10 protein-coding genes are annotated in these 13705 nt (G+C 43.8%); 2 read left to right on the top strand and 8 right to left on the bottom strand.

What is annotated here, in order from left to right:
* Positions 1–391 precede the first annotated feature (391 nt).
* Both pykF and NL643_RS06190 read left to right on the top strand, forming a co-directional pair.
* On the top strand, positions 392–1804 hold the full coding sequence (gene pykF, locus NL643_RS06185; RefSeq protein WP_005392243.1) for a pyruvate kinase PykF: 1413 nt from the start codon (positions 392–394) through the stop codon (positions 1802–1804).
* 157 nt (positions 1805–1961) lie between these two features.
* Positions 1962–2648: a GntR family transcriptional regulator gene (locus NL643_RS06190; RefSeq protein WP_258586607.1), complete on the top strand. Its 687-nt coding sequence runs from the start codon at positions 1962–1964 to the stop codon at positions 2646–2648.
* Positions 2649–2712: 64 nt separating this feature from the next.
* Here NL643_RS06190 and NL643_RS06195 read toward each other — a convergent pair whose 3' ends face one another.
* The 8 genes from NL643_RS06195 to NL643_RS06230 all read right to left on the bottom strand — a co-directional run bounded on the left by NL643_RS06195 (position 2713) and on the right by NL643_RS06230 (position 13540).
* Entirely contained in the window at positions 2713–4593 is a 1881-nt protein-coding gene (locus NL643_RS06195) for a diguanylate cyclase (RefSeq protein ID WP_253644100.1), read from the bottom strand.
* Between the two features lie 109 nt (positions 4594–4702).
* Entirely contained in the window at positions 4703–5197 is a 495-nt protein-coding gene (gene ilvN / locus NL643_RS06200) for an acetolactate synthase small subunit (RefSeq protein ID WP_253644101.1), read from the bottom strand.
* Position 5198: 1 nt separating this feature from the next.
* Positions 5199–6923, bottom strand: coding sequence for an acetolactate synthase 3 large subunit (locus NL643_RS06205; protein WP_053809447.1), 1725 nt, complete (start codon positions 6921–6923; stop codon positions 5199–5201).
* Between the two features lie 449 nt (positions 6924–7372).
* Complete coding sequence (locus NL643_RS06210; RefSeq protein WP_046874025.1) at positions 7373–9181, bottom strand: long-chain fatty acid--CoA ligase; 1809 nt, start codon at positions 9179–9181, stop codon at positions 7373–7375.
* A gap of 294 nt (positions 9182–9475) precedes the next feature.
* The gene (calR, locus tag NL643_RS06215; RefSeq protein WP_005379693.1) at positions 9476–10435 is read right to left on the bottom strand and encodes a LysR family transcriptional regulator CalR; all 960 of its coding nucleotides are present in this window, start codon (positions 10433–10435) and stop codon (positions 9476–9478) included.
* A gap of 556 nt (positions 10436–10991) precedes the next feature.
* On the bottom strand, positions 10992–12038 hold the full coding sequence (locus tag NL643_RS06220) for an MJ1255/VC2487 family glycosyltransferase (RefSeq protein WP_104971230.1): 1047 nt from the start codon (positions 12036–12038) through the stop codon (positions 10992–10994).
* 3 nt (positions 12039–12041) lie between these two features.
* A complete protein-coding gene (locus NL643_RS06225) occupies positions 12042–12590 on the bottom strand; it encodes a phosphatase PAP2 family protein (RefSeq protein ID WP_253644102.1) in 549 nt (182 codons plus the stop codon).
* Positions 12591–12742: 152 nt separating this feature from the next.
* Positions 12743–13540 carry an SH3 domain-containing protein gene (locus NL643_RS06230; RefSeq protein WP_006742734.1) on the bottom strand — a complete coding sequence of 266 codons (798 nt, stop codon included), beginning with the start codon at positions 13538–13540 and terminating at the stop codon, positions 12743–12745.
* Positions 13541–13705: the final 165 nt, after the last annotated feature.

Here is a 13705-nt window from a genome sequence, read left to right on the forward strand (position 1 = left end):
CAAACCGAAACTTTTAAGTCCATTTATTTCGATCCAAAAAATTAATATTTCTCGATAAAACCTTGTCCTAAGACAATTCTTAAACAGTGATATTGGATTCATTCAGTGGTAGAATTCGCCACCGAAAAGAAAAAAAATTACAGAATTGAAGGCTATTTTTTTGCAACTTTCTGCATATAAAGTGGGATTAGTCACAAAAAGGTAACCAAAATCGCCGATCTTTTAGTCATAAAATGACTAAACTTGGTGAAAGACTTTCAGAATCTGAAGTACTGATAATGAGGCGAAAAATCGGTGGGTGACAGGCACTAAATGTCATCAATAACGCCCTAACTTCAGAGTAAACAACCGACTTTCAAATTGTAACTATACTTACCGGAGAGTATCTTCCATGAAAAAGACCAAAATCGTATGTACGATTGGCCCTAAAACTGAATCTGTAGAGAAGCTAACTGAGCTAGTGAACGCAGGCATGAACGTAATGCGTCTTAACTTCTCTCACGGTGACTACGAAGAACACGGCACTCGTATCGCGAACTTCCGTAAAGTAATGGAAGCTACTGGCAAACCACTAGCAATTCTTCTAGATACTAAAGGTCCAGAAATTCGCACTATTAAGCTAGAAGGCGGTAACGACGTTGATCTAGTAGCTGGTCAAGAATTCACTTTCACAACTGACACTTCAGTTGTAGGTAACAAAGATAAAGTTGCAGTAACTTACGCAGGTTTCGCAGCAGACCTAAACGTAGGTAACACTATCCTAGTCGACGACGGTCTAATCGAGATGGAAGTTATCTCTAAGACTGAAACAGAAGTTAAATGTAAAGTACTTAACAACGGTGCACTAGGCGAGAACAAAGGTGTGAACCTTCCTGGCGTTTCTGTAAACCTACCTGCTCTATCTGAAAAAGATAAGAACGACCTTAAATTCGGTTGTGAGCAAGGCGTTGACTTCGTAGCTGCTTCTTTCATCCGTAAAGCTTCTGACGTTCAAGAAATCCGTGAAGTTCTAGCGGCAAACGGCGGCGAGAACATCCACATCATCTCTAAGATCGAAAACCAAGAAGGTGTTGATAACTTCGACGAGATCCTAGAGCTTTCTGACGGCATCATGGTTGCTCGTGGTGACCTAGGTGTTGAAATCCCAGCTGAAGAAGTAATCTTCGCTCAGAAAATGATGATCGAGAAGTGTAACCGTGCACGTAAGATGGTTATCACTGCAACTCAAATGCTTGATTCTATGATCAACAACCCACGTCCTACTCGTGCGGAAGCAGGCGACGTTGCTAACGCGGTAATGGACGGTACTGACGCAGTAATGCTTTCTGGTGAAACTGCTAAAGGTAAGTACCCAGTTGAAGCGGTAACTATCATGGCTCAAATCGCGAACCGTACTGATTCAGCGCTAAAAGCTGAGCTAGGTTCTCGTCTAGACAGCCCACGTCTACGCATCACTGAAGCTGTATGTAAAGGCGCAGTAGACACAGCTGAGAAACTGGCTGCTCCACTTATCGTTGTTGCAACTGAAGGTGGTAAATCTGCACGTTCAGTACGTAAATACTTCCCAACTGCAAACATCCTAGCACTAACAACGAACAAGAAAACAGCAGCACAACTTGTTCTAACTAAAGGTGTGACGCCAGTTGTTGTTGATTCTATCGAAAGCACTGACGCATTCTACGTAGCAGGTAAAGAGCTTGCTCTAGAATCTGGTCTAGGTAACAAAGGCGACATCGTAGTGATGGTTTCTGGTGCTCTAGTCGCTTCAGGTACTACGAACACAGCTTCTGTACACGTACTATAAGACTGAACTTTTCATACTTCAGTTGATTGATAAAGAGGGCTTATGCCCTCTTTTTTTATATGGCTTTCTTGCTCTAATAATAGCCTAACTGTATCATTCACCATGCGCAGAATTGCGTACTGTTTAATTTTGTCGTCACGATTAAAATTTCTATGAGGTGTATGTGTCCAGTCCCACTCTTACCGACAAAGTATCAAAAATGATCCGTCAGGATATTCTCGATGGCGTGCTTAAACCGGGTCAAAAACTCGTGGTTGCGGAACTCAAAGAGAAGTACAACGTAGGAGCGTCACCCATTCGCGAAGCTTTGGTGCAGTTATCGTGGAGCAAATACGTCAAACTCGAGCCGCAAAAAGGCTGCTGGGTTGCACCTGTATGTAAAGATGAGTTGAATGACTTGTACGAGAGCCTACAAATGGTCTCTGCATGCCTACTAAATAAAGCAATTGTGAGTGGCGATGAAAATTGGGAACTGGACGTCCTAACCGCTTATCACAAGTTATCCCGCTCTAAATCTGGCGAAAGCTTTTGCTGGAAGGAATGGGAAGAACGCCATAATCAGTTTCTTACTGCGCTGTTTGAAGGCGCTGGCTCTGCCAATATGTTTGGTTTTTTCCGCGATCTACTCACGCAAATTAAGCGTTACCAATATTTTGCTATGCAAATGTTAGGTACTGGAAACCCAGGGCACTGTAATATCGATGAACAAGAAATGCTGATGAAGACGTCGTTAGATAAAAAGAGCCAGGATGCTTTAGGTTATCTAGAGCGTTATTTGAGACAGTCAATGCAGTGTATCGAAGCGGCCATCGACAACCAATATCGCATACTGGCTAGCGAATAACGCTGAGGCTAAAATAAGCATAAAAATCGGGGTCTATCCCCGATTTTTTGTTTTTGAAAAAGAGCTAAGCAATATCATCGAAACTATGGCATAGCGATACGCAGTTACGCCCTGCACTTTTGGATTCATACAAGGCAATATCAGCACATTTATAAGTACGCGTGCGATCAGAAGTTAAATCACTATACCCGGCGCTAACGGTAATCGCTCTATCACTGCGCAGTTGAACCGCCACACGTAACCGGTTCAATACAACTTCTGCTTCTTCGAGTGTGGTATGCGGCATGATCACCGCAAATTCCTCACCACCGACACGAGACACAAAGTCAGTACTGCGCACCTCTTTAAGAAGAGTCTCAGCGACACTGCAAATCACTTTGTCCCCTTCATCGTGCCCAAGTTCATCGTTAATGCGCTTAAAGTGGTCAATATCAAACAACGCCAAACACGCTGGGGGACTGTCAGGATAACGCTCAATAATCCCGGCATATTGCGCTAATTGCTCTTCAAATTTTCGGCGGTTCCACAAGCCCGTCAAACCATCTTTTTCACTGAGGTTGCGTAGCTTTTCTTCCAGCTCTTTTTGCTCGGATATATCCACCAGCGACGTGATGTAATAGCTTACTTTACCTGACTTGGTTAAGTTTGCCTGAATGCGCATAATGGCGGTAAATACGTGATTAAACTTGGTTCGACAACGAACCTCACCTTCCCAAACGTGCTCGTTCGCAAGCTTATTCCAAATATTGAGGGTCGACTCGAGATCTTCCGGTAAGAAAATTAGATTATGCGCATTCCAGCCTTGAGTATGCTTGGTGGAATAGCCCATCATGTTTTCAAATTCTTGGTTCACCATAATGATTCGGTGCGACGCATCTGAGATCATCACCGCAGTCATGCCATCAAGTGCAGCCCGAGCTAACTTCGATTCCATACTATGACGTCGATAGTGCAGGGCTAGCGCGGTCGTTGGTAAAGTAAAACCAAACACCAAACTTAATACAAAAAACGCTTCTTGGATTAAGTCATCAATATCTCGCTGAGATCGAGATAGTAATTGCTCATTGGTAAGATCAATAACCAGATGAAGTGGTTCACTAGAAACAAATTGGATCGTGCTATACGCAATCAAATTCGAGCCGTTGTACTCATAGCCCGAAACTTCTGAGATCATCGTGCGCCAAATGTTGGGGTACATCCGGCCAAAATTAAATTGAGAACGAGCTGGGATAATATTGCCGTACAAGCGTGATGACTTAGGACTAGCGATATAAAAGCCATCACTTTTAATTAACTCAATATGAAAATCCCGCACCGGTGAGTAGTTGAGTCGAGAAGATAAATACTCAATATCAACATTAAGAACAAGATACCCTTCGCGTTTCCCATTGAGAGAAATCGGCATCAGAATACGCAATGAAGGGCTATAAGGGTAAACAAGCTCACCATTTTCCCGCTCCAGTTCAATCCCCCACGACGCAATTTCATCATTACCTAAACCTTGCGCGTAATGAAAATAATCCCGCTCTGACTTGTCATGTAATTTGAGGGCGGGTGCAGCGATACCCGTTTTGAAATCGTAATTAATCCGTGCTTTTTCCTGACCGGTAATATCAAGAAAACGAATTTGTTTATATAGCTTTTGGTTGATCGCAACCGAGATCAACATATCTTCTAAGATAGAAAGGTTGACCCGGTTCGGCTGACGCAGATAGTCGTAAAGACTTTGGCTGTGACCGAGAAGATCGCTGATCGTCTCAATTTGATCCTGAATATTGTTGTATTCGCGACCAGTATAAGCCAGTTGGTGTAATGCTTCTTGAGCGGTATTCTCAACGTTACTCTCTAATAACGTCAGATATTTCTGATAATAGTAAACTGCAGTGAGCGCACTAAAAAATAGTGCTGTCGCCAACAATGTGCCGACTCGCTTAGGTATTTTCACGCGTCTACTGCCTATAATGCTTACTAAAACGACAATTATATCATTAATTGTTATTTTCTAAACAAAAAGCCACTTAGATTAAGTGGCTTTTCTATATGCAATTAGACAATTACGGTTTGAATGCGCGCTCACCTCGGGCAATGCCCACTACCCCACTACGAGCAACTTCGACAACTTCAGTTACTTCAGATATCGCTTGAATGAAGGCATCCAACTTTTCACTCGTGCCCGCAAGTTGTACCGTGTATTGAGCAGCAGTGACATCCACGATCTGGCCACGGAAGATGTCCGCTGTCCGTTTCACTTCTGCTCGCGCAAAACCGCTGGCTTTCACTTTCACCATCATCAATTCACGTTCGATGTGCTCGTACTCGGTGACTTCTTGTACTTTCAGCACATCGATCAATTTGTGTAACTGCTTCTGAATTTGCTCCAACTGCATCTCATCAGACGTCGTGGTAATGTTCATTCGCGACAGCGTTTCATCATCTGTCGGTGATACCGTCAAAGATTCAATGTTGTAACCACGTTGAGAGAACAAACCAACAACACGAGACAACGCACCCGGTTGGTTTTCCAATAGCAGTGAAATAATGTGTCTCATATTAAGTTCTCTCCGTTTTGCTTAGCCACATTTTATCCATACCCTCACCTTTGATTTGCATCGGGTATACGTGTTCGGTTTCGTCTACGTTGATGTCCACAAACACCAGACGATCTTTCATATCCAACGCTTTTTGTAGCCCTTCTTCGAGCTGATCAGGCGTTTCGATACGAATACCGACGTGACCATAAGCTTCTGCAATCGCTGCAAAATCAGGAACAGAACTCATGTAAGAATTAGAGTGACGACCTTGATAAATAATGTCTTGCCATTGTTTTACCATGCCTAGGAATCGGTTGTTCAGGTTGATGATCTTCACTGGAATATCGTATTGCATGGCTGTCGAAAGCTCTTGGATATTCATTTGAATACTGCCATCGCCCGTAACAACCACGACTTCTTCTTGTGGCATGGCAAACTTAACACCCATACCAGCCGGAAGGCCAAATCCCATAGTGCCCAATCCACCCGAGTTGATCCAACGGCGTGGTTTGTTAAATGGGTAGTAAAGTGCTGCAAACATCTGGTGCTGACCCACATCAGAAGCAACATACGCATCACCATTGGTCAGCTTGTGCAAGGTTTCAATCACTTGCTGTGGCTTAATTCGCTCTGGTGACTTCTCATAAGCCAAACAATTTCGGTCACGCCACACCTGAATGTCATCCCACCATGCGGTGATGGCATCTTGATCATTCCCACCTTCTTGCTCTGCCAGCAGGCCAAGCATGGTTGTAAGCACTTTTTCCGCAGAGCCTACGATAGGTAAATCCACCTTCACGTTTTTCGAGATCGATGATGGATCGATATCAATATGCATGACTTTTGCGTTTGGGCAGTATTTTTCAAGGTTGTTCGTCGTGCGATCATCAAAACGCACACCGATACCAAAAATGAGATCCGCTTCATGCATCGCCATATTGGCTTCGTAAGTACCGTGCATACCCAGCATGCCCAGTGAGTTTTTGTGCGTCCCAGGGAATGCGCCTAGTCCCATCAACGTACTGACTACTGGAAGGTTCAGCTTGTCGGAGAGCTCTAAAATATGTTCATGAGCGCCAGAAATCACAGCACCACCACCGATATAAAGCACTGGTTTTTTCGCTTCTAACAGAGATTTAAGCGCTTTTTTAATCTGGCCTTTATGGCCCGACGTCGTCGGCTTGTAAGAACGCATTGAAAGCGTTTCTGGGTATTGGTAAGGCAGTTTGATTTGCGGATTCATTACATCTTTCGGCAAGTCAATCACTACTGGACCAGGTCGACCTGTGGTCGCGATATAAAACGCTTTCTTGATCGTTTCAGGAATATCTTCCGCTTTTTTCACTAAAAAGCTGTGTTTGACCACTGGGCGAGAGACACCAACGATGTCACATTCTTGGAAAGCATCATTACCAATTAGGCTATTAGGTACGTTACCCGAGATAACGATCATTGGGATGGAGTCCATATAAGCCGTGGCAATACCAGTAATGGTATTGGTCGCGCCCGGACCTGAACATACCAGTACGACACCCGGTTTACCGGTAGCGCGAGCGTAACCATCTGCCATATGAGTGGCGGCTTGCTCATGCCTTACAAGTACGTGTTTGATTTGATCGGTTTTGGCATGCAGTGCATCGTAGATATCCAAAACAGAGCCACCTGGGTAGCCAAAGATCTGCTCTACGTGCTCTTCTATCAGAGATTGAACCACCATCTCTGCGCCTGACAACATTGCTGTCATAATTGCTCTCCTTAGCCAGTTTCCTCACCGTAAGGTCAACGGATTGGTCTGGTTTTACATAGTCTAGGTCTTATTCGTAGCCTAATCGAAATACTTCCACGTTTTCGGCTATGTCTTGCGTTCGTCATAACATCCCGCAAGGTTACCCAACAAATGTAACGTTTTATTATCAACGGGTCTAATGAGAGGTTGGTCTACTTTTTAAACAAGATGCTAGTAATTAGAATGTTAGTAGGAATAGCAGCCACACATACCTTATTTCACAGTACAACCTAAAAATTTAACGTTCAAAAAAAGAACATTATTTCAGAACCTTTTAAGTATCGGGTGCTAAATAGCTGTATTTGGTGAGCAAAATAGAAAGAATCAACACAAACAAAAATCCCCAGTAATGCGCAATCACATCACTGGGGATTTTTTCATCAATATAAAATCTAAGTCAGCTTAAGTTACTTTTTCTCTGACTTTTCCTTATACATTTCTTCAATTTCATCTTGGTATTTGTCATTGATGACTTTACGACGCAGTTTTTGAGTTGGCGTTAACTCACCATCATCCATAGAGAAAGCTCTTGGTAACAGTTTAAACTTCTTCACCTGTTCAAACTTTGCCAACTCTTTTTGGAGATCGTTAACACGCTTTTCAAGCATTTCGACCACTTGGTGATGCTTAATCAATTCAACGCGATCGTGATACTTGATATTCAGCTCTTTCGCATACTCTTCAAGAGAATCAAAACACGGCACAATCAGCGCCGAGACAAACTTACGCGTGTCCGCGATAACCGCGATTTGCTCGATGAAGTGGTCTTTACCAATCGCACCTTCAATCATTTGTGGAGCGATGTATTTACCACCTGAAGTTTTCATCAACTCTTTGATACGATCAGTGATGAACAGGTTGCCATTTTCATCAATGTAACCCGCATCGCCAGTTTTTAGGAAACCGTGCTCGTCAAAGGTCTTTTCGGTCTCTTCTGGCATTTTGTAATAGCCACGCATCACCATTGGACCACGCACGAGAATCTCGTTGTTCTCACCGATCTTCACTTGCGCGCCAGGCATCGACATACCAATAGAGTCTGGATTAAAGCACTTATCATCCCAACACGATACTGTCGCCGTGGTTTCAGTCATGCCGTAACCTAACTTCACATTGATACCAATCGCGTGGAAGAATCGACCTATGGTTTCATCTAACTTTGCACCGCCACACGGCATAAAGTTGATTTGTCCACCAAGTAACGCACGCAGCTTGCTCAAAACCAATTTATCCGCCAGGGCATATGACTTGCGCAGCATGAGCGATGGCTGACGTTTTTCTTGATGACAAGCGGCCATTTTTGCGCCCATGTTCACGGCCCAAGTAAACATGATCTTGCGATGAATTGGCGCGCGAGACACTTTCTCGTGAATCGCAGAGAAGATCTTCTCATAGAAACGCGGCACGGCACACATCACGGTAGGTTGCACTTGGCTCAGTGCATCACGTACCTGCATGGTGTCTTGCAAATAGCAGTTGGTCGCCCCTTTGTACAACACATAAAAGGTCCAAGCGCGTTCAAATACGTGTGACAGCGGAAGGAAACACAATGACACATCACTTTGAGAAAGGCTCAAACGTTGATCGTGCCCTTCCAATTGCGCCGCAATGTTTGCGTAGTCCAACATGACACCCTTTGGTTGGCCTGTTGTGCCCGAGGTGTAGATCAGCGTAAGTAGATCATCTTCCTTTGCTTGCTCTAAACGTGCGTCTAATTCAACTTGGTATGTGGTATCGCCTTTGGCGACAAATGCTTGCCAAGAGATAACGAAATCATGCTCGCCAAGTTCGATATCATCAGACATGGCAACAATGAGCTCTAACTGCTCGCACTGGTCGAAAATGCTCACTGCTGCGTCAAATTGTGGCTGCTCACCAACAAACAGCACTTTGACGTCTGCGTTGTCAATGATGTACGCCGACTGAGCGGCGGTATTGGTTGGGTAAATAGGTACTGTTACGCCGCGTAGTTGTAGCGCTGCAATATCAGCAATCGTCCATTGCGGCATGTTGTTCGAGAAAATGCCGATTTTATCTTGGACTCCTAATCCCTGAGCCAAAAGTGCAAGTGATAAAGCATCAACTTGCTGACCAAATTGCGTCCACGTAATACCTTGCCATTCCTCACCCACTTTATGCTTGAGTGCAACGCGTGTACCACCGTTCGCAATTTGTTCACGAATACGTTTAACGATATGAAAATCTAACTTGGCCATTCTTTTACTTACCTTTTGGCTTACAGGCGTAAGCTAATTGAGCGAACAAGTGTACTCACGGCTTGCTAAAACGCAACTGACCAGTATCAAACTTATCACTAATAAGAGACAACTATCACTTATACGTCGCGAACATACCCAAAACTGCTGAATGATTACTCTATTTAACTTACTGTTTCGATTGTTGATTGCTAAAACAAAAAGCCCCGAGAGACAAAAATCTCTCGGGGACCAATGAATTGTAAAAATTGATGATTACCAATATGGTCTTAACCTATAAGACCAAACGTCATCTTATTTTGCGGCAACCACTTCACCACAAGTGATCATCAGTTGATCGCGCAGCCAAATGTGGCCTTTATCTTTTTCACTTGATTCATGCCAGCTTAAGAAGCCGCTGATTTCCTTGTTTGCAAATGGGAAGTCTAGAATTTGCAGCTGATCGCTGTTTACCGCATTTTCTGCCATCCAACGTGGCGCGATAGTCACAAGTTCAGATTGACCCACCACATATAGTAGGTTGCTTAGACTAGAGCCTTCGTACGCGGCTTGGCAATCCAGTTCACGATATGCTTGTTCTGAGAAGCTGCGTTGACCGTGCACTTTCGATAACTTCGCATGTTTTTCGTTAAGCAGTTGCTCGGCCGTTACACCACCTTGAATGCGTGGGTGTGTTTTTGACGCGATAACCACTAATTCATCTTTGAAGATTTCAGTACTTGAGAAACCTTGCTCATCAAAGCGAGCATAATCGATCACGAAATCAATTTCTTGATAGCGCATACGCTCAGACAACAGACGGTCAAATTCTGCATCTAGGTGAAGCTGAACATTTGGTGCTTGTTGATTCACTTTTGCCATGATCTTCGGAGCAAAACGCATGTCACAAGGGCTGCAAATCGCCAGCTTAAATAAGCGAGTCGAAGATTCTGGTTGGAATACGGAGCTAGGAAGTTCATTACGAATCAGCTGTAATGCTTGGCGAATTGGGCCAAACAACTGACGAGCGCGTTGCGTTGGCTGAATACCACGGCCTTGGCGCATAAACAGCTCGTCGTTAAACATCACTTTTAGGCGTGCCACGGCATTACTTACTGCCGGCTGAGACATGCCTAAGTTATGTGCTGCACGAGTAATATTTTGCTCTTGCATCACAGCATCAAATACAGTCAGTAGGTTTAAATCTACACCACGCAAAGTGCTTTCCATACGGTAGCTAGCAATTGCGCTCATCGCATCTTTCTTCTCTAACATTGAGTGCGCCTCTTTTGTAATCGTCAACTTTGTTCATTAAATTCATAACGAATAGAATCCCATCTCGCACAAAAGACGGCGGCTGGATTCGAATCATTTTACGAATAGATAACCTAACTTTTTATTATATTTGCTGTCCGGATACTTCCGGCTCGAACTGTACTATCAACTAATCGATTGCGGTTTCGCAACTAGATTGATATTTAATCAGTAAATTTTAGCCGATTAGGTATTTACCCTTTAAATAACAATAAGTTGATAAAAACATAAAAAACTATAAAACACGTAAAAGCGCATTCTTTGAGGAAGTATTTAGCAAATTGATGAGACGGATGGTCACCACACGCATGCATTTATCTCAGTTATTAGTCGAGGGCAAACCAACAGATGACGACTATATCTCTGAGTGAAACTTGCACTTATCAGTCAAATTATCAGCAAATACACATTGAATAGAAATGAAAGAGAAAGAATAAAAATGCAGCCTTCTAGATTGAAAGGCTGCAACAAAATCGTGTCAAAAATAGGAAGGAACAATGTACTTAGAACAACGTACTTAAATGTTCGACACGTAACTTGGGAAATCAACTTGCTCCCACAACTGTTTGGATAACTCCGCTTGTGAATCCCACGCGCCTTGCAATACCCAATGGACAATGGCCTGAGCAACATCTGGGTATTTCACACTTTCGGCTTGTTGCTCCTTTAGCCACTGGCGTACTGCGGAAATGTCTAAGTTCTCCATCGACATCGCAAGTCCTAAGTCTTCTAAGGTCGCGACATTGCTTTGTTGCTCAAACTGACCTGCGAGTGGCTTAAGCAATAATTTTTTCCCTAGAGACAGAGCTTCCGAAGGGAGCTCAAATCCACCATTGGCAATGACACCACTACATCGATGCAAATGATGCTGAAAGTTGCTGTGGCATAAAGGGCGTAATTCTATGTTTTCCACCTGCTCACATTCGATCACATCGGGGTGATAACAGATGAACGCTTGCTGGTTAAAATGGAACAGTAAATCCGAGATGTCTTCAATGGATTCGAACGGTAGGTAAACCAAAACAAAATCGTCATTTTCTGCTTGGCTATCGACGGTATGTACAATTGGCGGCAACAAAGGCTGGTCAAAATGATGCCAATGCAAACCAAGGTGGTGTTGAGAAGGCGCAAAGTATTCAATGACGGATTTGTCTAACCAACTCGCTCCCTTTAACGGCACTGGATAACGGAAAGCATTTTGATGACTGATACCAATCGACGGCTTATTTTGTTGTTTTGCCGCCCATGCCGTAACAGGCTCGAAATCATTGAGCACGAGATCATAGGACGACAAATCAAGCTGTTTAACTTCTTTGCAAAATTGCACTAAATTGTTACTCAATGCTGTTTTCGCATAGTTCACTGAACCTTTTTCAGTGATAAAGGTGAAGCCTCGGCGAGTCTGATAATCGCCAAACGCTTCCATTGAAAAGTACTTTTCAGGCGCTCGTCCAGAAAACAAAAAATCGACCTCAACATCGTGCTCTTTAAACGCATGACTCATCGCCCTCGCACGCGCAATATGTCCGTTTCCTGTCCCTTGAACACCGTATAAGATTTTCATCAATTAGCCTCCCAGCATCGCAATCGCTAACCCACCACAAAGGCTACCTAGCAGTGCACCAATGATGACATCGGTAAAAAAGTGCACCCCCAATAAGATTCGCGCGGTTCCGATTAAACTTGCCCAAAAGAATGCAGCAACGCCTAGGCTCGGATAGAAATGATCAATCAGCGTCGCCATGACAAACGCAGCGGCAGTGTGTCCTGAAGGCAGGCTATAGCGATCAGAGGGGGTAATAAAAGCAGGAAGGAGTGCACTGAGTTCTTCAGGGCGACGACGCTTAAAACTGTTTTTCAGCGCCCAATAAATTGGCAACTCGATAGCAAAAGCAAGTAAACCCGCCAGTAAAAACCAGACTCCCTGCTCTTTATCTAAATACCAAGCTAATAAACCTAGCACCAAGTACAGATGTCCGTCACCACTGTGGGAGACTCCTTTACTGATGTTGGCAACTTGCTGATTAAAACGGTGCTTAAGACAAACACTAGAGAGCGCTAAATCAAACTTAGCAATGATTGCAATTGGCTGTGTAACTGTCTCTATGGTTCGCATGTGACCTTTCCTTACTTTGACAACGCCGTTGTGTGAAAAGTAGGAGGTTTAGGTGACAACTGCATGACGGGAGTTTGGACAATTAATGACAAATGCCAAATTAGAGTGTGCCCAATGATCTATCTATTGAGCACAATCTTAGGAGAGAACGATTAAGAAGGGTTTGCTTGCTGCGGTTGGGGCGTATCGATGTACCAGACTTTTCTCTTCTTACGGCAGGCGCGCAAAGAGCCCATCGTCATGTCGCCATCTTTTGTCAGCTCGTAGCTAAGGGAGCGGCAAGTGTAATTTCCTGACAGTTCATGCTCTATGCCCGTTTGCTCAGTTGTGCTCGAAGCAGACTCTAAAAGAGGATTAGGCTGTGTCGATAGAATGTCACGATTTACCACATTGCTGCGCGCGTAATCCTTATGGACGTAACCTTTTATCACGCCTTTCTGTTCAACGAGAAACCAAGGTTGGTCCACCACTTTTGCCAACACATTAAAAACTTCCCCTTTCGATAACACGCCAAGCTTTTCTCCTTCTAGGCTCGGCTTGGATCGCAGGTTTAATGTGGTCTTAGAGCGATAGGAGACATCCATAAACTCAACTGGGTTTGAGGTATCCACACCGTCAGCTGTTGGTCGGAAGACTTCCGCTTGTTGTTTCTCACTAGGTTGCACTCGGATCTTCCACCACGAATAGGTTTCCGGATCTTTGCCTTTAAATTTATCTCGACTGTTCGACTCAAGAGCAACGAGCATTTGATTCAAAAACGATTCACGTCCCTCGTAGCTCAAGAATCGATCCATTTGATCATTAATCACCATGACACTCTGAGAGTGATCATTAATAGCAACAGGGGAAATCTCTGCCATATAGGTTTGAGATTGAAACAGCTGACAACCCGATAAGCTGACCAGAGTAAATACTGCGGCTGAACGTCCAAATTGTTTTGCTAACCTCATTATTCCTTAACCCTTCTTTTTACCTAGTGCAACTGCACTACTATAAATGGTCATTCAAAACTTTTGCCAAACAATTCGGGCCTTTGTGTGACAAGTCGCAATCCCAATGTTTGTTTTGGTAATGAAACGTCGCAAACTTGATGAGAACTTGCCTCTTCTAGCACG

Origin of the sequence: Vibrio sp. Y42_MX_L11, from assembly GCF_024181785.1 — a bacterium.
GTDB lineage: Bacteria > Pseudomonadota > Gammaproteobacteria > Enterobacterales > Vibrionaceae > Vibrio > Vibrio diabolicus.

Coding starts and splice junctions, on each gene's coding strand:
- calR (WP_005379693.1), bottom strand. CDS start 10,435: ATGTTAGAGAAGAAAGATGCGATGAGCGCAATTGCTAGCTACCGTATG.
- ilvN (WP_253644101.1), bottom strand. CDS start 5,197: ATGAGACACATTATTTCACTGCTATTGGAAAACCAACCGGGTGCGTTG.
- pykF (WP_005392243.1), top strand. CDS start 392: ATGAAAAAGACCAAAATCGTATGTACGATTGGCCCTAAAACTGAATCT.
- NL643_RS06230 (WP_006742734.1), bottom strand. CDS start 13,540: ATGAGGTTAGCAAAACAATTTGGACGTTCAGCCGCAGTATTTACTCTG.
- NL643_RS06225 (WP_253644102.1), bottom strand. CDS start 12,590: ATGCGAACCATAGAGACAGTTACACAGCCAATTGCAATCATTGCTAAG.
- NL643_RS06210 (WP_046874025.1), bottom strand. CDS start 9,181: ATGGCCAAGTTAGATTTTCATATCGTTAAACGTATTCGTGAACAAATT.
- NL643_RS06220 (WP_104971230.1), bottom strand. CDS start 12,038: ATGAAAATCTTATACGGTGTTCAAGGGACAGGAAACGGACATATTGCG.
- NL643_RS06205 (WP_053809447.1), bottom strand. CDS start 6,923: ATGACAGCAATGTTGTCAGGCGCAGAGATGGTGGTTCAATCTCTGATA.